A 24064-nucleotide genomic window follows, 5' to 3' on the forward strand; every position below is an offset into this window, starting at 1 on the left:
ATTCCGCGGGGCGGCGGCGCGGGCGTCCAGGGCGCGTCCGAGGCGCGTTCAGGGGGTGTCAGGGGGCGAGCAGGGTCAGTTCCGTCGCCAGGTTCTCGCGGGCCGGCGCCTCCCAGTTGGCCGCCCCGTACGGCGTCCTGAACAGGCGGGGCAGCGCCACCAGCCGGCGCAGCACGTCCGCCCTGCCCGAGCGGAACGCCTCGTCCGGCACGAACCCGTACTCCTCGCGGACGGCCGCGGCGTAGGCGGCGTACGTGTCCGGGGGCGCGGCGAGGATCGCCAGGTCGGCGTCGCACAGGGCCTCGCCGTTGTGGTCGCCTTCGGCGGGGTCGTGCGTGACGGTGAGGCGGACCAGGCGGGCCACCTCGGCCGTCCGGCCGTCCGACAGGCCGGCTTCGGCGAGGGCCCGCTCGGCCAGGCGGGCGGAGCGTTCCTCGTTCTCGGAGCGGTCGGGCGCGTACACGGCGTCGTGGAACCATGCCGCCAGGCGTACGAGTTCCGGGTCGTCGGCGTGTTCCTCCAGTACGTCGATGTGGTCCAGGACCGCCGCCAGGTGGTCGGTGGTGTGGTAGCGGCGCTGCGGCTCGGCCCAGCGCGCGAGGAGACGCTCCGCGTAGGGGGCGGGGTCGGGGGTGCCCGAACTCGCGCGGAGCAGGGTCACGGCCCAGCGGGCGTGGAGGTCCTTTTCGTCGGCCATGGGGCGACTGTAGTCGCCGCTTACCCGCGGGGGGTATGTTGCCATGTGCGGCCGCAGGCTGTTGGCTGCCGCCATGGCCACCAACGACGAAACCTACGATCCCGACCGCGCGGGACGCCTCCTCCGTACCGAACGCGACGCTCTCGTACCGCTGTTGAGGTCCGCCCCGGACGACGCGTACGAGATCCGCACCTGCTGTCCCGGCTGGACCGTGCGGCATGTGCTCGCCCACTGCGGCTCCGCGCTGACGCGGGTGGTGGAGAGCCGCTTCGAGGAGGGCGTGTTCACGCCCGAGAGCAACGAACGTGACATCGCCGAGCGCGCCGACTGGTCCAACTCCCGTGTCGTGGACGAGCTGGAGCGCGGCATGACGGAGGCGGGCCCGGTCATCGCCGCGGCCGAGGGGCTCCTGGACGGTGTCGCGCTGGGCGAGTGGGTGCACGCCGGCGACGTACGGGATGCGTGGGGGAAGCCGGGCGCGTACGGCGGTGCGGGGCTGGCCGACGCGCTGCCGCTCCTGGAGTGGTACAGCAGGTCCAGGCGGGCCGCCTCCCCGCTGCCGCCGCTCCACGCCGACGTGGACGGCTGGGACGAGCCGCTGGTTCTGGGCGTCGTCGACGGGCAGCGGCCGCCCGCCCGCTACATCGGGGACGCGCCGACGCTGATACGGCTGTGCACGGGACGGCCGATGACGGGCACGCGCTACGAGCTCGCGGGCGTCACGGAAAAGGAGTTGTCACTCTTCGGCTGACGTGGATCATGGGGGGATGGCTTCCGACACGCCCGCGTCCGGCTCCGGCGCACCGCTCGTACCCGCCGATCCGAACGTGCTGCATCCCATGCCGGGGCAGGAGCGGGTGGTTCTGCTCAAGCCGCTCGTGACCTCGCCGCTGATCGAGGTCGGGGACTTCTCGTACTACGACGATCCCGACGACCCCACCGCCTTCGAGACGCGGAACGTGCTCTACCACTACGGGCCGGAGCGGCTCGTCATCGGGAAGTTCTGCGCGCTGGGCGAGGGGGTGCGGTTCATCATGAACGGCGCCAACCACCGGATGGACGGGGCCTCGACGTTCCCGTTCCCGATCATGGGCGGGTCCTGGAGCGAGCACTTCGACCTGATCGCGGGGCTGCCGGGCCGCGGTGACACGGTGGTGGGCAACGACGTGTGGTTCGGCTACCGGTCGACCGTCATGCCCGGCGTCCGCATCGGCCACGGCGCCATCATCGCGTCGGGGGCCGTGGTCGTCGACGACGTGCCCGACTACGGCATCGTCGGCGGCAACCCGGCGAAGCTCATCCGCCGCCGCTTCGGCGACGAGGACATCGCCCGGCTGCTCGAACTCGCCTGGTGGGACTGGCCGCTGGAGCATCTGACGGCACATGTGCGGGCCGTCATGTCGGGCTCGGTGGACGAACTGGCGGCCGTCGCGCCCACCGCCTGAGCCACGTAGGGCGGCCGCACGGGGTGGCGTCAGTGCCCGTGGCCGTCGCCCTTCTCGGGCTCGGCGTCAGGGTGGTCGCCGGTGTCGCCGTTGCCGCCGGCGTGCACCGTGAACGCCGCCGTGCGGACCTTGCCCTCGTGCTTGAAGTCCAGGAACAGGCGGTACGCGCCCTTGCTGGGGGCGGCCGTGCCGAACGAGACACCGGGGCCCGGCTTCGTCTTCCCGTCGCCGGGCGCGCCGTTCGGGTGAACGTGGAGGTAGGCGAGGTCGCCGTCCCGCAGCGCGACCAGGTGGCCGTACGCGCCCAGGTAGGGCTGTAGGTCGGTCACCGGCCTGCCGTTCTTCGCCACGCTCAGCGTGAGGTCGCCGCCCGCGCCCGTCTTCAGCTCGCCCTTCAGCGTGACGTCGTAGCCGTCGACCCGCGTTGTGGTGCTGTGCGCGGGCAGCTTCTTCGGGGCGTACGCGCCCGCCACCGCGAGGTCCGCGCCCAGCGTCAGTCCCTCCTTCGCGCCCTCGGGGCGGAAGTCGGCGAAGACGCGGTAGCCGCCCGCCTCGGGCAGCTCGGCCTTCGTCGACCAGGTGCCGTCGGCCGCGCGCGTCGGGTGCAGATGGCGGTAGGTGGTCAGGTCGCGTGAGGCGACGATGAGGTGGAGCTCCTTGTCGTGCTCCTCCTGGTACGCGGTGACGTTCCGGCCGGTGGCGTCCTTGACGACGGCGAAGCGCAGCTCCTGTGGCCGGTCCGCCTCGACGCGCGGGGTCTCCAGGTCCAGCGTGTAGCCGCGGTCGGAGACCGCGAGGCCCCCGGGGGCGGCCCCGTCGGCCGTCTGCTTCTCCTTCTCTTTCTTCTTCTCCTTCCCCACCTCCTTCTCTTCCCGCTGCCCGCCGTCGTGTTCTCCGTGCCGGGCGGCCGCGGGTGCCTTGTCCGTGACGGGGTCGATGCCCGTGCCCACGCCGTACGCGGTGCCGAAGGTCGCGGCGACGGCGGCGGCGAATGCGGTGATCCTCAGTCCGGTATTCATATGTCGAAGATACCCCCCTGGGGTATGAAGTCAAGCCGGAGTTTCTGATCGGCGCCTCTTGCGTCAGGTACCCCCCAGGGGTATACATGGACCTCGTCAGCGGTACCCGCCCCGGGTATCGGGACCCCGACTCGTACAGGAGCCCGAGACATGGCCACCACCACACCCGGTGCCGCCGAGGCGGCGCCGCCCGCCGCAGAGGTCGAACTCGCCATCGGTGGCATGACCTGCGCCTCCTGCGCGGCCCGGATCGAGAAGAAGCTCAATCGCATGGACGGCGTCGAGGCGACCGTCAACTACGCCACCGAGAAGGCCAAGGTCAGCTACCGCGGCGAGGACATCTCCGTACAGGACCTGATCTCGACCGTCGAGGCCACCGGCTACACCGCAGCTGAGCCCGCTCCCGTACGCGACGAGCCCGCGTCCGGCGGAGCCGAGCGGCAGACCGACGACGAGCGGCAGGCACACGAGGAGCGGCAGGCATACGAGGAGCTGCGGCCGCTGCGCCAGCGGCTGGTCACCGCGGCCCTGCTGTCCGTGCCCGTCATCGCGATGGCGATGGCCCCCGCGCTGCAGTTCGAGTACTGGCAGTGGCTGTCGCTCACGCTGGCCGCGCCCGTCGTGACGTACGCGGCCTGGCCCTTCCACAAGGCGGCGTACACCAACGCCCGGCACGGCGCCGCCACCATGGACACGCTGATCTCCGTCGGCACGTCGGCCGCGTTCCTCTGGTCGCTGTGGGCCCTGTTCTTCGGGACGGCCGGTACGCCCGGCATGACGCACCCCTTCGAGCTGACCATCGCCAGGAGCGACGGCGCCGGGAACATCTACCTGGAGGCCGCGGCCGGAGTGACCGCGTTCATCCTCGCCGGGCGCTACTTCGAGGCCCGCTCCAAGAGGAAGGCGGGCGCCGCCCTGAAGGCGCTGCTCCAGCTCGGCGCCAAGGACGTCACCGTGCTGCGCGACGGCGGCCGCGAAGAGACCGTCCCCGTCGGGGAGCTGAAGGCCGGCGACCGCTTCCTGGTCCGGCCCGGCGAGAAGATCGCCACGGACGGCACGGTCGTCGAGGGCTCGTCGGCCGTGGACGCCTCCATGCTCACCGGCGAGTCCGTGCCCGTCGAGGTCGGCGCGGGCGACGCGGTCACCGGCGCCACCCTCAACGTCGGCGGCCGCCTCGTCGTCGAGGCCACCCGCGTCGGCGCCGACACCCAGCTCGCCCGCATGGCCAAGCTCGTCGAGGACGCGCAGAACGGCAAGGCCGCCGCCCAGCGCCTGGCCGACCGGATCTCCGCGGTGTTCGTGCCGGTCGTCATCGGCCTGGCGCTCGCCACCCTCGGCTTCTGGCTCGGCAACGGCGCAGGGCTGACCGCCGCCTTCACCGCCGCCGTCGCCGTACTGATCATCGCCTGCCCGTGCGCCCTGGGCCTCGCCACGCCGACCGCGCTCATGGTCGGCACCGGCCGCGGCGCCCAGCTCGGCATCCTCATCAAGGGCCCGGAGGTCCTGGAGTCCACCCGCAAGGTCGACACCATCGTCCTGGACAAGACCGGCACCGTCACCACCGGAAAGATGACGCTGCTCGCCACCCACACCGCCCCCGGCACCACCGCCACCGACGTCCTGCGCCTGGCCGGCGCCCTGGAGCACTCCTCCGAGCACCCCATCGCCCGCGCCGTCGCCGCCGGCGCCGCCGCCGAGGTGGGCGAGCTGCCCGTCCCCGAGGACTTCGCCAACGTGGCGGGTCTCGGCGTGCAGGGCGTCGTCGAGGGCCACGCGGTCCTGGCAGGACGCGAGCAGCTGCTGGCGGAGTGGGAGATCCGGCTGCCGGCCGGGCTGGCCCGCGCCAAGGCCGAGGCCGAGGCGGCGGGACGTACCGCCATCGCGGTCGCCTGGGACGGCGAGGCCCGCGCGGTCCTGGAGGTCGCCGACGCCGTCAAGGACACCAGCGCCGAGGCCATCGAGCGGCTGCGCGCGCTCGGCCTGACCCCGATCCTGCTGACCGGCGACAACAAGGCCGTCGCGGAGTCGGTCGCCGCCGAGGTGGGCATCGCTCCCGAGCACGTGATCGCCGAGGTCATGCCGCAGGACAAGGTCGACGTGGTGAAGCGGCTGCAGGCCGAGGGCAGGTCCGTCGCCATGGTCGGCGACGGCGTGAACGACGCCGCGGCGCTGGCCCAGGCCGACCTGGGCCTCGCGATGGGCACCGGCACGGACGCGGCGATCGAGGCGGGCGACCTCACGCTCGTACGAGGTGACCTGCGGGCGGCGGCCGACGCGATCAGGCTCTCCCGGCGCACCCTCGGCACGATCAGGTCGAACCTCTTCTGGGCCTTCGCCTACAACGTCGGCGCCCTCCCGCTGGCCGCCGCCGGACTGCTCAACCCGATGATCGCGGGCGCGGCCATGGCCTTCTCGTCGGTGTTCGTGGTGGGCAACAGCCTGCGGCTGCGGGGGTTCAAGCCGCTGTCCTGATGTTCGCCCTGTCCTGACGTCCGCCCTGTCCTGACGTTCGCGCACCCCGGTGCGGGCCAACCGGCTCGCGCCGGGGTGTTCTGCGCGTAGGCTGGTAATTGGACTAGACCTATGTGACTGGTATCGCGACCAGAAGGAAGAGACATCCATGAGCAAGCGTGCAGTCCTGGAGGTGATCGCCCTCGACGCCGAGGACGCCGTCGCCGCCCAGGCCGGCGGGGCGGACCGCCTCGAGCTGGTGACCGACATGGCCGCGGACGGCCTCACCCCGTCCCGCGAGACCTTCGCCAGCATCCGCTCCTCCGTCGACATCTCGCTGCGCGTCATGCTCCGGCTGGCCGACGGGTTCGCCGCGGGTGACGTCGACGAACTGCTGCGCCACGCCCAGGAACTCAGGAGCGAGGGCGCCGACGAATTCGTGCTCGGCTTCCTCGACGAGGCGGGCGGCCCCGACCTGCCCGCCGTCGAAGCCCTGCTCGGCGCGCTCGACGGCTGCCGCTGGACCTTCCACCGCGCCATCGACCGCGCCGCCGACCGCGACGCCCTGCGCAAGCAGCTCGCCGACCTGCCCGGACTCGACACCTACCTCACCGCGGGCGCCGCGGCCGGCGTCGACGAGGGCCTGCCGACGCTGCTCGCCGAGGCGGCCCGCCGCGGCGAACCCGGGTACGAACCGCAGCTGCTCATCGGCGGCGGCCTGCGCCTCGACCACCTGCCGCGCCTGACGGCGGCCGGCGTCGACGCCTTCCACATCGGCGGCGCCGCCCGCCCCGACGGCTGGTCGGCACCGGTCTGCGCCGAGGCGGTCGCGAAATGGCGGGCCGCGCTGGACGGCTGAGGGCCGGGGGCCCGCCCTCCGGCGGCCGGCCGCCGGTTGATCGTTTCCCCGCGGGACGCGATAGAACTGGACCGACACGGAGGGGACCTCATGCCGATACCAGCAGAAAAGACGCGTCCCGCGGAGCGCATGCTCGCGGCCGGGACGCTGCCCGTCGCCGCGATGCTGCTCACGGGGACGGTGGCGCTCTACATCGCGCTCGTCGCGTTCGGGAACATCACCGACTTCGGGACCAACCAGCAGTTCGTACGCCATGTCCTGTCGATGGACACCACCTTCAAGGACAACGGCCTCAAGTGGCGCGCGGTGGAGTCCACCGGACTGCAGGACGCCGCGTACGTCGGGATCATCGCCTGGGAGACCCTGGCCGCGCTCGTCCTCGGCACGTCGACGGTCCTGTGGGCCCGCGCCCTGCGGCGCCCTCAGGGCCTGCCCAGGGCCCGACGGGCGGGCAGCATCGGCCTGTTGATGATCCTCCTCCTCTTCGGGGTCGGCTTCATCGGGATCGGCGGCGAATGGTTCGCCATGTGGCAGTCGGAGGCATGGAACGGCCTCGACGCGGCGACGCGCGTCGTGACGCTCGCGGGCATCGTGCTCATCGTCACGCACCTGCCGTCGGCCACCACCGGTGCCGGCGAGGCCGCCGACCCCAAGACGCCCGCTCCTTAGGTGAGTTGCCCGGGCAGGTCGGCCGCGTGCACGACGGTCAGGCCGGACACGGCACGGGTCAGCGCCACGTACAGGCGGCGCAGGCCCGTGCGCTCGTCCGGTTCGCCGCCGACGACGGCGGCCGGCTCGTCCAGCACCACATAGTCGTACTCCAGACCCTTCGCGAGGGACGCGGGCACGAGCGTGAGCCGGGTGTCGGGCGTCGTCTCCTCGCCGGGGGAGAGGTACGTGACCCCGGCCGCCGACAGCGCGCCCGCGAGCGACGGAATCCGGGCGTCCGCGGCGATGAGCCCGATGGACCCCTCCTGCCGCAGCGACTCCGCGCACGCCTCCAGACAGGCCGCGTCCAACTCCTCGCCCCGCGCCACCCGGCGCACCGCGAGCGACCCGGGCGACTCACGCACCGACTCGACCGCCGCGAGGCCCGGCGCGATGTCCGGCAGCAGCCGTGACGCGTACGCGATGACCTCGCGCGGCACACGGAAACCGGCCGTCAGCTCCTCCACGACCGCCTGCTCCTTGCCCAGGTGCCGCAGCGCCTCGTCCCAACTACGCGTCGCCCAGGGCGTGGTGCCCTGCGCGAGGTCGCCGAGGACGGTCGCCGACCCCGTCGTGCAGCGCCGGCCCACCGCGCGGTACTGCATGGGCGAGAGGTCCTGCGCCTCGTCCAGCACGACATGCCCGAGCGAGTGCGTGCGCGCGACGAGATCGGCGGCCTCGTCGATCAGGACGGCGTCCGCGGCGGACCACTTGGCGGACTTGACGCTCCTGGCGGGCTTGGCCCACAGAACCGCCTTCTGCTCCTCCTCGCTCAGAATCCCCCCGGCGTGCGCGGCGAGGAAGTCCGCGTCGGACAGCAGCCGCAGCACGAGCTTCGCGGGCTCGACGGGCGGCCACACCGCCTTCACCGCGGCCTTCACCGCGGGGTTGCGGGCCACAGCGTCCTGCACCCGGTCGTCCGGCGCCTCGCCCGCCTGCTCCATGCGGACGAGCACGGCGTGCGCGATGCGCTGCGGCAGGGCGTCCCTCGCGGCCCCGTACCGGATGTCCCGCGCCAGCAACTCCTGGACGATCTCCTCCAGTTCGTACGCCGGGACACGCCACCTGCGCGACCCCCGCACGACCACCACGGGCTCGGTGGGCAGGGTGACGTGCGACCGGACGGCGTTGCGCAGCACCTCCGCCATCCGGGCGTCGCCCTTGACGAGGGCCGTGGCGGCCTCGTCCGTGCCGCGCACCTCCACATGGGCGACGAGGTCGTCGACGGTGGCCTGCTTGACCTCCAGCTCGCCGAGCGCGGGCAGAACCTGCTCGATGTAGTGCAGGAAGGACGCGTTCGGCCCGATGACGAGAGTGCCGGTCCTGGCGAGCCGCTCCCGGTGCGCGTACAGCAGATAGGCGACCCGGTGCAGGCCGACGGCGGTCTTTCCCGTCCCCGGGCCGCCCTGCACGCACACGCTGCCGCTCAGCCCGCTGCGGACGATCTCGTCCTGCTCGGGCTGGATGGTGGCGACGATGTCCCGCATCGGGCCGACGCGCGGCCGCTCGATCTCCCGCTGGAGCAGCTTGCTGGTCCGCTCGGCCTCACCCGGGTCGCTGAGGTGCTCGTCCTCGTACGCGGTGAGGTCACCGGCCGTGTAGCCGAAGCGGCGGCGCAGGCCGATGTCCATCGGGTCCTTCTTGGAGGCCCGGTAGAACGGCTGGGAGACCGGCGCGCGCCAGTCGATGACCATCGGGTCCCCGTCGGCGTCGTGCACGTGCCGCCGCCCGATGTAGAACTGCTCGCCCTCGGCGCCTTCCGCCTGCTCGGCACCGGGCGCGTGCAGATAGTCGAGCCGCCCGAAGAAGAGCGGGGTGTGGGCGAGGTCGGCGAGGGACTTGATGCGTTCGTCGAGCTGCCGCTCCAGGACGGCGGCGTTCACCCAGTTCGCTGTGACGTCGCGGATGTCGAGGGCCTCGGCGTCCTCACGCATGGCGCGCAGGGCGGAACGGGACGCGGCGAGATGCCCGCGCTCCCGGGCGAGGGGGTCGTGCGGATCGAGGGGGTCGTGCGGGTCGATGGGGCCTTGCGGGTCTAGGGGCTCAGGGTCGGCGTGCGCGTGCACGGGGTGCCTCCGGCGGTTCTGCGGTGTCGTGTGCGGGCCTCTGCGCTCGTGCTGCGTGTGCTGCTCGGGCGAGGTGCCGACCGGTTGCCGTCCGGGCGGCGCCGCTCCACGGGGGAGGCGGGGAAGGAGGCATCCTAGGACGGGGGCGCCTGCGGGGGCCAACGATTAATGGGGTCGCGGCGGGGCCGTAGGCCGTCCGCGTCCCGTCCGGTCGTCCGCGTCTCCCGGCTCAGTCGTCGGCGAGCTCGGCGACTCCCGTGACGCGGTGCAGGGGATACGTACGGACCTCGTCCGCCGTGTGGTCGTACGCCGTGACGAAGCCGCCCTCGACCCGGACCGGCGCGATGACCCGCTGGCTCGCGGAGCCCTCGGCGTTCACGTAGCCGATCCACACGGCCTCGCCGGTCAGCACCGCCGCCTGCATCGTGGCGAGGGTCTCGGCGGCCGTGGTCCGCGGCAGCCGGCCGTCCCCCGCCGGGGTCTCCTTGCGCGGCGCCGTCGACGCCAGGTCGCCCGCGCGGATCGCGCGTACCGCCGCGTCGATGAGCGTGACGCCGGGCAGCGGCGGACCGTCCGGCACCGGCTCCGGCGCCGAACGGGGCGGGGTGCGGTGGGCGTGGGCGCGGGTGATCAGGACGTCGCCATCGGCGCTCTCCGCGGCGGGCGCGAAGCCCATGGAGCGCAGCCCCTCCAGGAGCGCGCCGGGGTCCGCCTGGGCGGCGAGCACGGTCGGCGCGAGACGGCGCAGCCGCAGGCTCTGGGCGCGCTTGTCGGCGAGGATCTCGTTGAGCAGGGCCTCGTCGTCGCAGCGCACGTACGCGGAGGCGGCGCCGATCCGCAGGTGGCCGTGTCTCCGCGCCACGTCGTCGATCAGATAGGCCAGGGGCTGCGGGACCGGCGTACGCGAATGGGCGGCGAGGAAGGCGTGCAGGTCGGACGCGGACTGCCCGGCGTCGAGCGCGCGCCGTACGGAACCGGGCGAGAAGCGGTAGACCGTGGCGCCGCCCTTCGACTCGACATCGGCGAGCACGGCGAGCGCGTCGCCCAGCGGCCGCTCCAGCGGGCCGGGGGCCACGGCGGTGAGGTCGGCCTGGAGGAGGACGTGGTCGAGGGGCTCGGGAAGCAGCGGCGCGAGGAGCCGGGCGGCGCGGGCGGCGCGGGCGGCGGGGAGGTGGGGGTCGGCGGGGGTACTGGTGCGGTCTTCCGCGTGACGGGTGTCTCCCCTGCCACCCGCGTCGTCCTCGACCGCTCCAGGCAGCAGTGCCCGGCCGTGTGTCGACAGGGCGCCGCGGCCCGTGACGCCCAGCAACTCGGCCTCTTCCAGGGTCCATAGGGCGATGCGGGAGCGCAGGTCCGGTGCGTGGGCGGAATCGGCGGGGCGGTTGCGGGAGGCGGGTGGGCGCTCCCAGCGGAGTCGGGCCTGGAGGGACTCAGGGACGGGCGCCGAGCCCTCGGGGAGCGCGGCGAGGAGCTCCAGGACCCGGTGGCGCACCTCGGGCGCCGACGAACGGTCCAGGTGCGGGCCGAGCGCGGACAGCGTGCGGTCCTTGCCGTCGCGCCCGCCGACCAGACCTGCCGTGCGGGTGGCCGCCAGCCAGGCCGTGGCCAGCGCCGACCACCGCTCGGGGGCGGGCAGCTCCTGCCATTCGTCGTACGCGGGCGTCGCGGCGTACCGCTCGTCGGCCTCGCCGTCGGACGCCAGCAGACCCGCCGCGTAGGCCAGTTCGACCCAGAACGCGGCCAGCGGCTCCGTCGTGTCGAGCGCCACCGCGGTCCGCTTCAGGTCGCGCACGCTCAGCCCACCCGCGCGCAGCACGGCGGGCCCGCCCTCGTCCCAGTCCTTCAACAGCTCCTCGACGGTGGCGAGCGCGGTGTACGCCTGCCCGGCGGCGGTCGCGTCCACAACCTGTGGACGGTGTTCGCGCGCTGCCTCCACGGGCGGCGGAGTCGCCGCGACCGTACGGTGGGCGCGGCCCGCGCGCAGGTGCAGGGCGGCCTCGCGGGGCAGTACGACCGTGCCGGGCGCGGTCGGCAGCAGCAGCCCCCGGTCCAGGAGCCACCGCAGATGCCGGGCCGGGTCGGCGGTGACCTGACCGTACGGCGGCCCCCACACCAGGCGGGACAGCACCTCCACGGACTCGGACGGCGCCTCGTCGAGCAGCGCCGACATGCGCGCGCGGTCCGTGAACAGCGCGGTGAGCGACCGCACGGCGGACACGGGGTCGTGCGTCGTGGGCAGCCCCGCGGCCGACACGATGTCCTGGATGCGGGTCGGCGACATCCCGGCCGTGGCCTCGGCGACGGTGGGGCCGAGGCCGGTCGGGGACGGGTGCTGCGGCGACGGGGCGAGGAGCTCCCGCGCGGTACGGACGAGCCGGAGCCGGTCGTCGGGCCCCCACACGAGGGCCTGCTCGTGGAGCGTGCCGAGGGCGCGGCCCAGCGCCCGCTCGACGTCGGCGTCCCCGTCGTCCCCCGCGAGCAGGTCGCGGACCTCCTCGTACGTGGCGGGGTCCGGCGCGACGGCGAGCGCCTCGGCCACCTGCTGCGCGAACCGGTCGAGCCGCTCGAGGGCCCGCACGACGGAGGCCCGGGTGCCCGCGCGCGTCGCGAGCTGGGTGAGGTCGGTCGGCACCGGATTCAGGAGATCGGGCCGGGCCCGGAGCAGGTCGGCGATCGCGCCGTCCGCCCGTGACCGGAGCGCTTCGGCGAGGGAACGGGGCGTCTCCGCGGCACGCGGCGGCGCGGACGCGCTCGCGTCGGCGCTGTCCGTGGGCTGCGGCTCGTCGGTGCTCATCCGGTTCACGGTAGCGGGTCGAACGCATCCACAGGCGCCCTCACGCCCGTGCGGCCCCTGCCCGCCCTGCCTCTACCTCCCGTCCCGCGGCCCGAACACCGCGAGGGCCTCCGCGTCGGTGGAGCGGGCCCGCAGGTAGTGGTCGGCCCACTCGGCGGCGTCGGGGTAGCCGCAGTCACGGGTCACGCGGGCGACGGCGGCGTCGATGTCGTACTCCGTGGTCCGCAGTTCGACGCCGGGGCCCAGGAGCGCCCAGTGGGCCCCCGGCCTTCCGTAGGGCATGCCGACGCTGCCGGGGTTGATCACCATGCGGCCGTGTGCGAGGCGGGCGAACGGCATGTGGGTGTGCCCGCAGACCACCGTCCGCACGTCCGGGTCGAGATCGCCGAACACCTCCTGCCACCGTTCGAGCCGGGAGTCGACCAGGACGACTTCCTCGTCGTCGCGGGGCGTGCCGTGACAGAACAGAACATCCCCGAGCCCCCGCAGGGACAGCCGCACCGACCGCGGCAGCCCGTCCAGCAGGTCGAGGTGCCCGGGGCCCAACTGTTCGGCGGCCCAGGCGGAGATGGCGTCGTCACAGGGCTGCCCGCGCCGGTGCTCGACCAGCTCGCGGTCGGCGTTGCCCCTGACCCAGAAGACCCGGTCGCCCATCCCGGCCAGCAGCTCCAGAACCTCGACGGGCTGGGGCCCCGCCGCGATGTCCCCGGTCAGCACGATCCGCTCCGCCGCCCGCACATCCGGTTCGGCGAGCACCGCCTCCAGAGCGGGCAGCACACCATGAACATCGGACAGCACAGCCACACGACTCAACATGCCCCCACCCTGACCCACGCCCCACCTCCCACGCCGCCCCCTTTCGCTCCCCGCGAAGCCACCCACGACGCGAACGTCCCGACGAGAACGCCCCTACCCCTCCCGAAAGAGTGAACGCACCCGGAACGACGCGACATCGCGGCCCCGCCCCCGCGAAGGTTCCTCCCATGGTCACATCAGCCCACGAGGCGTCTCACCGGATCTTCCAGGACCGCCCCGAGATCCTCGTCCCGGTCTTCGACGCCCTCGACCTGCCTTTCCCGGAGAAGGCGACCGTGGACGTCCTCACCCCTGACGCGACGGAACTCCTGCCGCTGGAGCGCCGCGTGGACAGCGTGCTGCGCGTCCAGCCCTCCGACGGCGACGACTTCCTCCTCGCCATCGAGGCACAGGGACGCCACGACACGGACAAGGAGACGAGCTGGCCGTACTACGTGGCCTACCTCCGGGCGAAGTTCCGCCTGCCGGTCCTGCTGCTCGTCGTCTGCAAGAGCCGCGCCACCGCGAAGTGGGCCGTGGGTCCCTTCAGTTGCGGAGCGCGCGGCTGGATCGCCCAGAGCACCCACCCGCTGGTCGTCGGCCCGGACAACGTACCGATGATCACCGAACCGAGAGCCGTGCGGGAGAACCTGGCCATGGCCACCTTCGCGGCCCTGACACATGGCAACAGCGCGGACGCCACCGCCATACTGGAAGCGCTGGCCCATGCCGTGCAGGCGTCCGACAAGAAGTCCGCCACCTACTACAACGACCTTCTGGACGTCGGCCTGGGGAACACCCGTGCCGGAGAGAAATGGAGAGAACTGATGACCTTCGTCACCTACTTCCCCGGACGCGGCACTGTCCGCGAGACCGCCTACCTCGAGGGCAAGGAGGAAGGCAGGGAAGAAGGCAAGCAAGAAGGCGTGGCCAGAGGCGAGGCCAAAGCCATCCTCCGGGTCCTGGAGGTGCGCGGCGTCGACATCCCCGAGGACGCCCGGGAGCGCGTGAGCGCCTGCACCGACTTCGACACGCTCAACCGCTGGCTGGAGCGGGCGGTGCACGCCGAGACCGTCGACGACCTGTTCGCCGGGGACGGCACGGACGCCTGAGACGGGCGGCCCGGCGGGCGGCGTCCGGCCCCGCCGGGCCGCCGAGGGCCCGGATGCTGTAGCCGACGTCACCGCCGTGACCCGCCACCATGCGGCACACTGGACGTTTGGCCTAGGAAAGGGCGCTCGCGTGAACGGTCCCCTCATCGTCCAGTCGGACAAGACTCTCCTGCTCGAGGTCGACCACGAGCAGGCCGACGCGTGCCGTCGTGCCATCGCGCCCTTCGCGGAGCTGGAGCGGGCGCCCGAGCACATCCACACGTACCGGGTCACCCCGCTCGGGCTGTGGAACGCGCGGGCCGCCGGGCACGACGCGGAGCAGGTCGTGGACGCGCTCGTGGAGTTCTCGCGGTACCCCGTACCGCACGCCCTCCTCGTAGACGTCGCCGAGACGATGGCGCGGTACGGACGCCTCACCCTCTCCAAGCACCCCACCCACGGGCTCGTGCTGACCACCACCGACCGGCCGGTGCTGGAGGAGATCCTGCGGTCGAAGAAGGTGCAGCCGCTCGTCGGCGAGCGGCTCGACCCGGACACCGTCGCCGTGCACCCCTCCGAGCGCGGGCAGGTCAAGCAGACCCTGCTGAAGCTGGGCTGGCCCGCCGAGGACCTCGCCGGGTACGTGGACGGCGAGGCCCACAAGATCGATCTGGACGAGAGCGGCTGGGCGCTGCGGCCCTATCAGCAGCAGGCCGTCGAAGGGTTCTGGCACGGGGGGAGCGGTGTCGTCGTGCTGCCCTGCGGGGCGGGGAAGACCCTCGTCGGCGCCGGCGCCATGGCGCAGGCCAAGGCGACCACCCTCATCCTCGTCACCAACACCGTCTCCGCCCGCCAGTGGAAGCACGAGCTGGTGAAGCGGACCTCCCTCACCGAGGACGAGATCGGTGAGTACAGCGGGACCCGCAAGGAGATCCGGCCCGTCACCATCGCCACGTATCAGGTGCTGACGACCAAGCGGAAGGGCATCTACCCCCACCTCGAACTCTTCGACTCGCGCGACTGGGGGCTCGTCATCTACGACGAGGTCCACCTGCTGCCCGCGCCCGTCTTCAAGTTCACCGCCGACCTCCAGGCGCGGCGCCGTCTCGGGCTCACCGCGACCCTCGTACGCGAGGACGGACGCGAGTCCGACGTCTTCTCGCTCATCGGGCCCAAGCGGTTCGACGCCCCGTGGAAGGAGATCGAGGCGCAGGGGTACATCGCGCCCGCCGACTGCGTGGAGGTCCGGGTCAATCTGACGGACAGCGAGCGGCTCGCGTACGCCACCGCCGAGGCGGAGGAGAAGTACCGGTTCTGTGCGACCACCGCCACGAAGCGGAAGGTCACGGAGGCGCTGGTCAAGAAGCACGCCGGCGAGCAGACCCTCGTCATCGGCCAGTACATCGACCAGCTCGACGAGCTCGGCGAGCACCTGGACGCGCCCGTCATCAAGGGCGAGACGACCAACGCGCAGCGCGAGAAGCTCTTCGGCGCGTTCCGGGAGGGGGAGATCTCCGTCCTCGTGGTCTCCAAGGTCGCCAACTTCTCCATCGACCTGCCCGAGGCCACCGTCGCCATCCAGGTGTCCGGAACGTTCGGGTCGCGGCAGGAGGAGGCCCAGCGGCTCGGGCGCGTGCTGCGGCCCAAGGCCGACGGGCACGAGGCCCGCTTCTACTCCGTCGTCGCCCGCGACACCATCGACCAGGACTTCGCCGCCCACCGGCAGCGGTTCCTCGCCGAGCAGGGGTACGCGTACCGGATCGTCGACGCGGACGAGTTGCTGGCCCAGTAGCGGAGGGCGGAGGGCTAGGCGCCTGCCAGCATCGCCGTCGGGATCACCAGCACCGACGTCAGCGCGAAACCCGTCCGCAGCCACGCCGCGCGCGAGTCGCGCGGCGTGAGCCAGCCCGCCGTCAGGCAGCCGAGGCCGCCGAGCGCCGCGAGGACGTAGCGGGCCACCACGTCCTGGTGCGCCTGCGACGACGGGTCGCCGAGCTCCGCGTCGAGCGCGACCACGTACCAGCCGAGCGTGAGGAGGAGGAGCACGACGGGGGTCGCCAGGGCCAGGGCGAGGACGCGGGACCGGTGGTGGGGGGCGGGGACGGGGTGCTCGGCGGCGTACGCGGCGTTACGCGCGGCCCACTCGGCGCGCGTCTCGGTCCCGGCGCGGGGCTCGGGGTTCATGGAACGGTCCATGGAGCGAGTCAACCCGTGTGCGGGGCGCGGGCACCTCTGTCCGCGTACTCAGGTAGGTACTCAACCTCCGATACGTACTCGACCTCCGATACGTACTCGACGTCGGCAGCGCCGCCGACGCCGTCAGTACGGTCAGCCCGCCGAGGAGCGCCAGCGCCAGCAGGGCGTACGGCGATGCAAGTGGCTGCTGCCACCACGGCAGCCGGAGGTCCAGGTCGCCCCGGTGCGGCAGCAGCCAGAACGTGCGGGCGGTGAAGAGCACGGCCACGGCGGCGGCCAGGCGGGGGCGGCCCTCGGCGATCAGCAGGGCGAGGAGCGGCACGCACCACACCCAGTGGTGCGACCAGCTGATCGGCGAGATCAGCACGGCCGTGAACGCGGCCACGAGCAGCGCGCGCGGCTCGCCCGGTGTGCGGCGGGCCAGCCAGAGGCCGACGGCCGCCGTCACGGCTGCCGGGACGGCCCACAGCGGGCCGGGCTCCGCGTCGTGCAGGAGCCTGGCCGCCAGGCCCTGAAGGGACTGGTTGTCGACGATCCACGCCTTGCCGACCCGGCCCGTCTCGAAGACCCTTCGCGTCCAGAACTCGACGCTCGCGGCGGGCAGCACCAGCGCGCCGAGCAGCACGGTGCCGGCGAACCCGGCGAGCGCGGTGGCCGCCTCACGGACGCGCCCTCGCAGCACGAGGTACGCGATGAACACGGCCGGGGTCAGCTTGATCCCGGCCGCGACGCCGACGGCGAAGCCCTTGCCGAGGGCGCCGGGCGGGCGGGTGAGGTCCCAGAGGACCAGGCAGGCGAGCGCGAGGTTGATCTGACCGAACAGGACGGTCTGGAAGACGGGTTCGAGCCAGAGGGCGAGGGCGGTGGCGGCGCAGACGGGCGCGGCCCGTACGGGCAGGCCCGCCAGTCCGCAGGAGAGGCGGACGAGGAGCGCGAGTAGACCGGTGTTGCCGACGAGGAAGACGGCCTTCAGAACCCCTAGGGGGAGCCAGGTCGTCGGTACGAAGAGGATCGCGGCGAACGGCGGGTAGGTGGCGGGCAGTTCCCACTCGGTGACGGTGAACCCGTACAGATCACCGCCGTCGGCGACGGCGGCGCCCTCGGCCCGGTAGACCAGGGTGTCGGCCATCGGGACGTCCTGGACGACGCAGAGGACGGCCAGCGCGGCGAGGGAGGCCGCGAGCAGCGATGCCGCTGCGAGGGGTGAGGCGACGGTCACTTTCCGTGGTTGCACGGCGTGACTTTAGTGGACCTCGGGGCGTGGGCGGGGGCGCCCGGCGGGGCGGGTCAGCGGTGTCGTACGCCCGCTTCCTCGGCGTACTCACCGAGCACGACGACGCCGAACGCGGCGCTCACGAGCACCTTGGCGGCGCGCAGGGCGCCGCTCACGCGGTGCGGGTGCGAGGCGCCACCGGTGTCGGTGCCGGTGGCGGGGTCGGCGGAGGAACGGACGGACGCTGGGGTGAAGGTTGCGGCGCTCATGACTTCATGATGGTTTCCGCGCGTCCCCCGCACATCGGCCTGCGGTGCAACCCGCCCATCGGCCTCCGGTGCACCCTGCGACTGAGCCCCTACACCCTGAGACGGATGCCGACCCCTAGGGTGCGGGCGCCCGGTGGCCGGGAGGCGGTAACGTCGAGAGCCCTGTGCACAACCGCGGCGCGTCAACGCAGCCGCCCCGGAGGGGACTTCGTGGGGATCGAGAGCGATCAGCTGGTCTACGACTATCTGAGCCGGGTCGGAGACCTGGCGCAGCAGCGGCAGTTGCCGTCCGGCGACCGGATGCGGCTGGTCTCCGAGCTGCGGAACCGGATCGACCGCGGCCGGGCCGGAGCCACGGGCGACAGCCCCGCCGCGGTCCGCCGCATCCTCTCCCGCCTCGGCACTCCGGAGGACGTCGTCGAAGCGGCGGGCGGTACCCCCGCAGACGTAGGGGATATGGGGGAAGTGGGGGACGCAGGGGCCGCGGGGGACGCGGGGGACGCGGCGGGCGTAACGGGAGATCCCCCCGCGGGGAAGCGCGCGCCCGCCGTGCCCGAGCAGCGGGACAGCGGGCCGCGGAACGGCTCCAAGGGCCTGCCGAAGAGCCTGCGGCGCATCGTGCCGGGGCCCCGCCGCGAGGGCCGGCCGAAGGCCCCGGACGCGGGCCTTCCCGCCGACTTCGAGGGCGCGTCGCCGCCGCACCTCGCGGGCACGGACGAGCTGGGGCCCAGCGGGTCCGAGCCCGACTGGTGGCGGGTGGACAGCAGCCCGTTCGGCGTCGCCGACAGCGTCCCCGGCTTCGTCGGCGGCGTGGAGATCCCCGAGATACTCAAGCCACCGCCCTCGCTGGGCCTCACCAAGGGCGCCCCCGAGGCGGAGGACGAAGAGGCGTACGAGTACGCGGAAGAAGAGGGAGAGGGAGAAGAGGGAGAGGGAGAGGGAGAAGAGGGAGAAGGAGGGGAGTCGGGGGCGGCGGCGCGGCGGCGGTGGTGGTCGCGGGGCGGCCGGGCGGGGGCCGGCGCCGGGACGGGGCCGGCGTTCAGCAACCCGCTGCTCCTGCTCGCCGCCGCACTCCTCACCGTCGGCGCGGTCCTCGGCAACCTCGTGGTCCTCGGTGTCGGCTGGCTCATCGCCTACGCCTCCCGCAGGCTCTCCCGCACCGAAGTGAAGATCGCCGTCCTGTGGCTGCCGGGGCTCGCGGTGGCCGCGGGGATCACCTGGCTGTGGGGGCGCGCCTACAAAGGCTGGGGCGAGCCGATCACGGACGGGCACATGAGTGACGCCATCGCCGACACGTGGCCGTGGGTGGTGCGCGGCGCGGCCGTCGCCTCCGCGCTCTTCCTGCTGTGGAGATCGCAGAGGCAACGGCCGTGAGCGGCGCCTCGGGAGGCTACTTCTTCGTCAGGTCCGCCTGCATCTCGTCCAGGATCTCGGCGGCAGCGGTGTAGCCGATGCCCTGGATCCACAGCTCGTCCTCGACGGTGTGGACGTTGCCCGACTTCACCGCCTTCATGTTCTTCCACAGGCTGCTGCCCACGGTCTGCGTCTGCTTGGCCTTCTTCGGATCGCCGTACGTGGACTGGAAGATGACGTCCGTGTCCGCGAGGTCGATCTTCTCGGGCGACAGGTCGTAGGAGAAGCCGTCCTTGGCCTCCGCGGAGATCGGCGCGCGGCCGAGACCGACGTCCTTGAGGAGCGTGGCGATGTAGCTCTGCTCGCCGTAGAGGCGGATGTCGGCGCCCTCGATGAAGCGGATGATGTTGACCTTGGTCTGTGCCGCCTTCGCGGGCCCGCCGATGGCGGTGGTGACCTTCTCGGTGTGCGCCTTGTAGTCGGCGACCACCTTCCGGGCCTCGGCGCTCTTGCCCATCGCGTCGGCGTGCACCTGGAAGTTCTCCTTCCAGGGGAAGCCGGTCGTCTCCGTCATGACGGTCGGCGCGATCTCCTTGAGCTGGTCGTACTTGGCCGCGTGCCGGATCTTCGACGTCAGGATGAGGTCGGGATCGAGCGCCGCGATGGCCTCCATGTTGGGGTTCAGCATCTCGCCGACGTCCTTGATGCCGCTGACCTTGTCCTTGGGCAGGTAGCCGGGGAAGCCCGACTCGGCCTCGACGTGCGTGGAGCCGACCGGCTTCACGCCGAGGGTGATCGCGGAGTCCAGCTCGGCGGTGTCGAGGACGACGACGCGCTGCGGCTTCTCGGGGACCTTCACGTCGCCCATGGCGGTCTTGACGGTACGGGTCCTGCCGGAGGCGGCGCCGGACCCGTCGGAGTCGGAGGAGCCGCAGGCGGAGAGTGCCAGCGTGCCGGTGAGGGCCAGTGACCCGGTGAGGAGTGCCCTGCGGTGCAGCGGGGAGCGGAAGGAGGTCATGGGGACGCCTTTCATGCGGTCAGGTGGTGCCGTCAGGCGGGGCTGGTGCGGGCGGGCGCCGCCGGGGACCACGGCGCTCCGGGGACGACCAGGGGGGAGCCGGTCACGGGGTCCGGCACCACCACGCACTCCAGGCCGAAGACCTGGCGTACGAGATCCTCGGTGACGATTTCCGAAGGGGCTCCCTCGGCGACGATCTCGCCGCTCTTCATGGCGACGAGGTGGTCGGCGTACCGTGCGGCCTGGTTGAGGTCGTGCAGGACGACGACGACCGTACGGCCCCGGTCGCCCTCCCGCGTGGTCGCGGCCAATTGGCGCACCAGGTCGAGGACTTCGACCTGGTGGGAGATGTCGAGGTAGGTGGTGGGTTCGTCCAGGAGGAGGATGTCGGTGTCCTGCGCGATGGCCATCGCGATCCACACGCGCTGGCGCTGGCCGCCGGAGAGCTCGTCGACGGGGCGGTCGGCGAGCGCGACGACGTCGGTACGTTCCATCGCCTCCGTCACCGCCTTCTCGTCCTCGTCGGACCACTGCTGCCACCAGTGCTGGTGCGGCTGGCGGCCGCGCGCGACGAGGTCGGCGACGGTGATCGCCTCGGGCGCGACGGGCGTCTGCGGGAGCAGTCCGACCTGCTGTGCGATCTTCCTGGTGGGCAGCTTGGCGAGGGACTCGCCGTCGAGGAGGACGGCACCGCGCCTCGGCTTGAGGAGGCGGCCGAGGGCGCGCAGCGTCGTGGACTTGCCGCAGGCGTTGGGGCCGACGATCACGGTGACCCTGCCGTCGGGGATCACGAGGTCGAGGCCGTCGACGACCGTGTGGTCCTCGTAGGCGAGGGTCAGCTCGCGGGCCGAAAGGCGGGCGGTCACGACGTGCCTCCATTGCGGACGGAGCGGCTCCGGACGATGAGCCAGATCAGGTACGGCGCGCCGACCGCCGCCGTCAGGACACCCACCGGCAGCTCGGTCGGCGAGAACAGACGGCGGGCCAGCAGGTCCGCGAGGACCACGATCAGCGCGCCGAGCAGCGCCGAGCACAGCAGCGGGATCTGCGCGGTGCGGGTGAGGCGGCGGGCGATCTGCGGGGCGAGGAGCGCCACGAAGTCGACGGGCCCCGCGGCGCCGGTCGCCACCGAGGCGAGGACGACGCCGAGCAGGACGAGACCGAGGCGTACGTGCCCCAGGCGCGTCCCGAGGGCCGTCGCCGTGTCGTCGTCCATGGTGACCGCGCGCTGGGCGCGGGCCGCCCACAGGACGAAGGGGAGCAGGACGAGCAGGGTCAGGCCGAGCGGGTTCGCCTCGGCCCAGCCGCGGCCGTTGAGGGAGCCGGTCATCCAGATCTGCGCCTGCTGGGCGACGAGGTAGTCGCCCTTCGTCATGAAGAGCGTCGTCACCGAGCGCAGGGCGATGGCGAAGCCGATGCCGATCAGGACGAAGCGGGTGGCGTGCAGGCCGCCGCGCCACGCGAAGACGTACACGAGGGCCGCCGCGGCGACACCGCCGAGCACGGACAGATACGGCAGGACGGTGTACGAGGTGACCCCGAAGGTCATCGCGCCGACCGTCAGCGCGCTCGCGCCGTGGCTGATGCCGATGATGTCGGGGCTGGCGAGGGCGTTGCGGGCGACGGTCTGGATGAGCGCGCCGGCCACACCGAACGCGGCACCGGCCAACAGGCCCACCACCATGCGGGGTTCGCGCAGCGTGCCCACGACCAGCTCGTCGGGGGACGGCTGCCCGAGGACGACCTTCAGGGCCTCGACGGGCGGGACGAAGGACTCACCGACACAGAGGTACGCGAGACAGCCCGCGGCGAGCAGCAGGGCGAGCGCGGCGGCCACCACGGCGGCCCTGCGGTGGACGAGGAAGGCCGCCTTGCGTACGCGCAGCACCGCGTGACCGGCGGGCCGGACGCGGGTCCGGTGCGGGGTCGGGGGCGGGGTCGGGTTCGGGGGCACGACACCCGTGCTGGCGCCACTCACGCCGCCACCGCCTTCCGGCGTACGAGAGTCACGAGGAACGGCACGCCGATGAGCGCGGTCATCACGCCCGCGGGCACCTCGCTGGGCGGGAAGACGATCCGCCCGACCGTGTCGGAGACGAGGAGCATCACGGGCCCGAGGACCGCCGCCAGCGGCAGCACCCAGCGGTGGTCACTGCCGATCAGCGCGCGGGCGATGTGCGGCACGGCGAGGCCGATGAAGGCGATGGGGCCCGCGGCGGCCACGCCCGCGCCGGTGAGGACCGTCGCGCCGATCCCGCCCACTATCCGTACCGCCGCGATGTTCTGGCCGAGCCCCTTCGCCACGTCCTCGCCGAGCGCGAGCGCGTCCAGGCCGCGCGCGACGGCGAGGACGAGCACGAGGCCCACGAGCAGGAACGGCCAGATCTGGCCGACGACCTCGGAGTCGCGGCCGGAGAGCGAACCCACCTGCCAGAACCGGAACTCGTCCAGCGCGGACGCCTTGGTCGTGAGGACCGCGGTCGTCACGGAGACGAGGAGCGCGTTGATCGCCGCACCGCCGAGCGCGAGCTTCACGGGGGTCGCGCCGCCCCGGCCGCCGGCCGCGATGGCGTAGACGGCGACCGACGCGATCCCGGCACCGGCGAACGCCCACCAGACGTAACCGGTCAGGGTGTGGACCCCGGCGTAGGCGATGGCGAGGACCACGCCGACCGAGGCGCCCTGGCTGATGCCGAGGATGCCGGGGTCGGCGATCGGATTGCGGGTCATGCCCTGCAGCACCGTGCCGGCCAGCGCGAGCGAGGCGCCGACGAGCACGCCGATCACCGTGCGGGGCACCCGCATCTCGCGGATGACTTCGGCGGATTCGCCGTGCCCGTCGTGCAGCAGCGCGTCGAACACGGCGGACGGCGCGATGGCGCGGGCACCGACGGTGAGGCTGAACAGGACGGCGAGCAGCAGGGCCAGGACGCCCGCCGTCATCACGGCGGCGCGTCCGACGGGCACACGCATCGGCTGAGCTCGTTTCACGGGGGAGGGCGGCAAGGAGGGGTGAGGCGGCGGTGGCGGGGAGGGGAGCGGCGGTAAGGGTGGGCTAAGTCTATGTGCGGGCGGTGCGGCGGCCCTCGGCACAATGGCCTCATGACCTCTCACACGCTCACCGTCGGCTTCGACCTCGACATGACCCTGATCGACTCCCGGCCCGGCATCAAGGCCGCCTATCAGGCGCTCTCCGCGGAGACGGGGACGTACGTCGACGCCGATCTGGCGGTCACGCGGCTCGGCCCGCCGCTGGAGCAGGAACTTCGCCACTGGTTCCCGGAGGACAAGATCCGGGAGACGGGCGACCTCTACCGTGAGATCTACACCACACACGCCATCGAGCCGACCCTCGAGATGCCCGGCGCCCGCGAGGCCGTCGCCGCGGTCCACGCGCACGGCGGCCGCGCGATCGTGGTGACCGCCAAGCACGAGCCCAACGCGAAGCTGCACTTGACGCACCTCGGCATCGAGGCCGACGCCGTCATCGGCTGGCTGTGGGCGGAGGCGAAGGCGCAGGCGCTGCGCGAGTACGACGCGGCGGTGTACGTCGGCGACCACACCGGCGACGTACGCGGCGCGCGTACGGCGGGCGCGCTCTCCGTCGCGGTGGCGACCGGACCGTGCGACGCAGCGGAACTGCGCGCGGCGGGCGCGGACGTCGTACTCGGCTCTCTCGCGGAGTTCCCCGCGTGGCTCGACGCCTACGCCGCCCGAGCCGACGTCAAGTAGCGCTCGACCGCGCCTGTCGCCGCTGGGAGGCGATGCCGCGCAGCACACCGGTCGCCGCGAGGAGGAACCCGACGCCCATCAGCATGCACACCGCGTACGCGATGGACGGAAAGGGATCGGTGCCCAGGAAGAGCGGGGCCACCGTGACCAGTGTGGCCACGGCTCCGACGAAGAAGATGATTGCTCCGGTCCGGACCATTCCATCGCCCGGTCCGGCGGAATTCGCTTGGGTTTTGTCACGCACCCGACCAGGGTAGTTCCCAGCGCGTAGGAAGAATCCGGGGACGTCTTGTCACCGGCCCCCGGACCAATAGTCTTGGTCCTGGCGGGTCGAGCGACCCGCTGTAGTGCTATCCAG

The 24064-nt window shown here is 72.8% G+C and carries 22 protein-coding genes; 9 read left to right on the forward strand and 13 right to left on the reverse strand.

Going from position 1 to position 24064, the window contains the following annotated elements:
* Positions 1-58: 58 nt before the first annotated feature.
* Positions 59-697: a hypothetical protein gene (locus AB0N81_RS03410; RefSeq protein WP_365355234.1), complete on the reverse strand. Its 639-nt coding sequence runs from the start codon at positions 695-697 to the stop codon at positions 59-61.
* Positions 698-770: 73 nt separating this feature from the next.
* Here AB0N81_RS03410 and AB0N81_RS03415 point away from each other — a divergent pair, with 73 nt between their 5' ends.
* Complete coding sequence (locus AB0N81_RS03415) at positions 771-1448, forward strand: maleylpyruvate isomerase family mycothiol-dependent enzyme (protein ID WP_365355236.1); 678 nt, start codon at positions 771-773, stop codon at positions 1446-1448.
* Between the two features lie 16 nt (positions 1449-1464).
* Positions 1465-2142: a CatB-related O-acetyltransferase gene (locus tag AB0N81_RS03420; RefSeq protein ID WP_365355237.1), complete on the forward strand. Its 678-nt coding sequence runs from the start codon at positions 1465-1467 to the stop codon at positions 2140-2142.
* 29 nt (positions 2143-2171) lie between these two features.
* Here the strand turns inward: AB0N81_RS03420 and AB0N81_RS03425 are convergent, their stop codons facing one another.
* The gene (locus tag AB0N81_RS03425) at positions 2172-3161 is read right to left on the reverse strand and encodes a hypothetical protein (protein WP_365355238.1); all 990 of its coding nucleotides are present in this window, start codon (positions 3159-3161) and stop codon (positions 2172-2174) included.
* Positions 3162-3311: 150 nt separating this feature from the next.
* Between AB0N81_RS03425 and AB0N81_RS03430 the strand changes: the two genes are divergently transcribed.
* The 3 genes from AB0N81_RS03430 to AB0N81_RS03440 all read left to right on the forward strand — a co-directional run bounded on the left by AB0N81_RS03430 (position 3312) and on the right by AB0N81_RS03440 (position 7140).
* On the forward strand, positions 3312-5633 hold the full coding sequence (locus AB0N81_RS03430; protein WP_365355240.1) for a heavy metal translocating P-type ATPase: 2322 nt from the start codon (positions 3312-3314) through the stop codon (positions 5631-5633).
* A 148-nt stretch (positions 5634-5781) separates the two neighbouring features.
* Positions 5782-6471 (forward strand): copper homeostasis protein CutC, encoded by a 690-nt coding sequence (locus AB0N81_RS03435; RefSeq protein WP_365355242.1) that lies wholly within the window; start codon positions 5782-5784, stop codon positions 6469-6471.
* Positions 6472-6561: 90 nt separating this feature from the next.
* The gene (locus tag AB0N81_RS03440) at positions 6562-7140 is read left to right on the forward strand and encodes a DUF2165 domain-containing protein (protein ID WP_365355243.1); all 579 of its coding nucleotides are present in this window, start codon (positions 6562-6564) and stop codon (positions 7138-7140) included.
* Here the strand turns inward: AB0N81_RS03440 and AB0N81_RS03445 are convergent.
* The 3 genes from AB0N81_RS03445 to AB0N81_RS03455 all read right to left on the reverse strand — a co-directional run bounded on the left by AB0N81_RS03445 (position 7137) and on the right by AB0N81_RS03455 (position 12855).
* Positions 7137-9113 (reverse strand): ATP-binding domain-containing protein, encoded by a 1977-nt coding sequence (locus AB0N81_RS03445; RefSeq protein WP_365355665.1) that lies wholly within the window; start codon positions 9111-9113, stop codon positions 7137-7139. The genes AB0N81_RS03440 and AB0N81_RS03445 overlap by 4 nt on opposite strands.
* Before the next feature lie 361 nt (positions 9114-9474).
* Positions 9475-12039, reverse strand: a complete 2565-nt coding sequence (locus AB0N81_RS03450; protein WP_365355244.1) for a helicase-associated domain-containing protein — start codon at positions 12037-12039, stop codon at positions 9475-9477.
* 72 nt (positions 12040-12111) lie between these two features.
* Entirely contained in the window at positions 12112-12855 is a 744-nt protein-coding gene (locus tag AB0N81_RS03455) for a metallophosphoesterase family protein (RefSeq protein WP_365355245.1), read from the reverse strand.
* 167 nt (positions 12856-13022) lie between these two features.
* Here AB0N81_RS03455 and AB0N81_RS03460 point away from each other — a divergent pair, with 167 nt between their 5' ends.
* Together AB0N81_RS03460 and AB0N81_RS03465 are read left to right on the forward strand one after the other, a co-directional pair.
* Positions 13023-13946: a hypothetical protein gene (locus AB0N81_RS03460; RefSeq protein ID WP_365355247.1), complete on the forward strand. Its 924-nt coding sequence runs from the start codon at positions 13023-13025 to the stop codon at positions 13944-13946.
* A 130-nt stretch (positions 13947-14076) separates the two neighbouring features.
* Positions 14077-15717: a DNA repair helicase XPB gene (locus tag AB0N81_RS03465; protein ID WP_365355249.1), complete on the forward strand. Its 1641-nt coding sequence runs from the start codon at positions 14077-14079 to the stop codon at positions 15715-15717.
* Positions 15718-15731: 14 nt separating this feature from the next.
* On the opposite strand, the gene AB0N81_RS03470 is transcribed toward AB0N81_RS03465, so the two are convergent.
* From AB0N81_RS03470 to AB0N81_RS03480, 3 genes are all read right to left on the reverse strand, one after another.
* Positions 15732-16109, reverse strand: a complete 378-nt coding sequence (locus tag AB0N81_RS03470; protein ID WP_365355251.1) for a hypothetical protein — start codon at positions 16107-16109, stop codon at positions 15732-15734.
* Positions 16054-17250, reverse strand: a complete 1197-nt coding sequence (locus AB0N81_RS03475; protein ID WP_365355667.1) for a glycosyltransferase 87 family protein — start codon at positions 17248-17250, stop codon at positions 16054-16056. The genes AB0N81_RS03470 and AB0N81_RS03475 overlap by 56 nt, the downstream gene beginning before the upstream one ends.
* 158 nt (positions 17251-17408) lie before the next feature.
* On the reverse strand, positions 17409-17603 hold the full coding sequence (locus tag AB0N81_RS03480; RefSeq protein WP_365355252.1) for a hypothetical protein: 195 nt from the start codon (positions 17601-17603) through the stop codon (positions 17409-17411).
* 210 nt (positions 17604-17813) lie between these two features.
* Here AB0N81_RS03480 and AB0N81_RS03485 point away from each other — a divergent pair, with 210 nt between their 5' ends.
* Complete coding sequence (locus tag AB0N81_RS03485; protein ID WP_365355254.1) at positions 17814-18977, forward strand: hypothetical protein; 1164 nt, start codon at positions 17814-17816, stop codon at positions 18975-18977.
* Between the two features lie 16 nt (positions 18978-18993).
* On the opposite strand, the gene AB0N81_RS03490 is transcribed toward AB0N81_RS03485, so the two are convergent.
* The 4 genes from AB0N81_RS03490 to AB0N81_RS03505 are packed head-to-tail and all read right to left on the reverse strand — an operon-like array spanning position 18994 to position 22947.
* Positions 18994-19974 (reverse strand): iron-siderophore ABC transporter substrate-binding protein, encoded by a 981-nt coding sequence (locus tag AB0N81_RS03490; RefSeq protein WP_365355255.1) that lies wholly within the window; start codon positions 19972-19974, stop codon positions 18994-18996.
* Between the two features lie 32 nt (positions 19975-20006).
* Positions 20007-20840, reverse strand: coding sequence for an ABC transporter ATP-binding protein (locus AB0N81_RS03495; RefSeq protein ID WP_365355257.1), 834 nt, complete (start codon positions 20838-20840; stop codon positions 20007-20009).
* A complete protein-coding gene (locus tag AB0N81_RS03500; protein WP_365355668.1) occupies positions 20837-21928 on the reverse strand; it encodes an iron chelate uptake ABC transporter family permease subunit in 1092 nt (363 codons plus the stop codon). Before AB0N81_RS03500 ends, AB0N81_RS03495 begins: the two co-directional genes overlap by 4 nt.
* 20 nt (positions 21929-21948) lie before the next feature.
* The gene (locus AB0N81_RS03505) at positions 21949-22947 is read right to left on the reverse strand and encodes an iron ABC transporter permease (protein WP_365355259.1); all 999 of its coding nucleotides are present in this window, start codon (positions 22945-22947) and stop codon (positions 21949-21951) included.
* A 129-nt stretch (positions 22948-23076) separates the two neighbouring features.
* Here AB0N81_RS03505 and AB0N81_RS03510 point away from each other — a divergent pair, with 129 nt between their 5' ends.
* A complete protein-coding gene (locus tag AB0N81_RS03510) occupies positions 23077-23706 on the forward strand; it encodes an HAD hydrolase-like protein (protein ID WP_365355260.1) in 630 nt (209 codons plus the stop codon).
* On the opposite strand, the gene AB0N81_RS03515 is transcribed toward AB0N81_RS03510, so the two are convergent.
* Entirely contained in the window at positions 23699-23950 is a 252-nt protein-coding gene (locus tag AB0N81_RS03515; RefSeq protein WP_365355262.1) for a hypothetical protein, read from the reverse strand. The genes AB0N81_RS03510 and AB0N81_RS03515 overlap by 8 nt on opposite strands.
* Positions 23951-24064 lie beyond the last annotated feature (114 nt).

This window comes from Streptomyces sp. NPDC093510 (genome assembly GCF_040683555.1).
Taxonomy (GTDB): domain Bacteria; phylum Actinomycetota; class Actinomycetes; order Streptomycetales; family Streptomycetaceae; genus Streptomyces.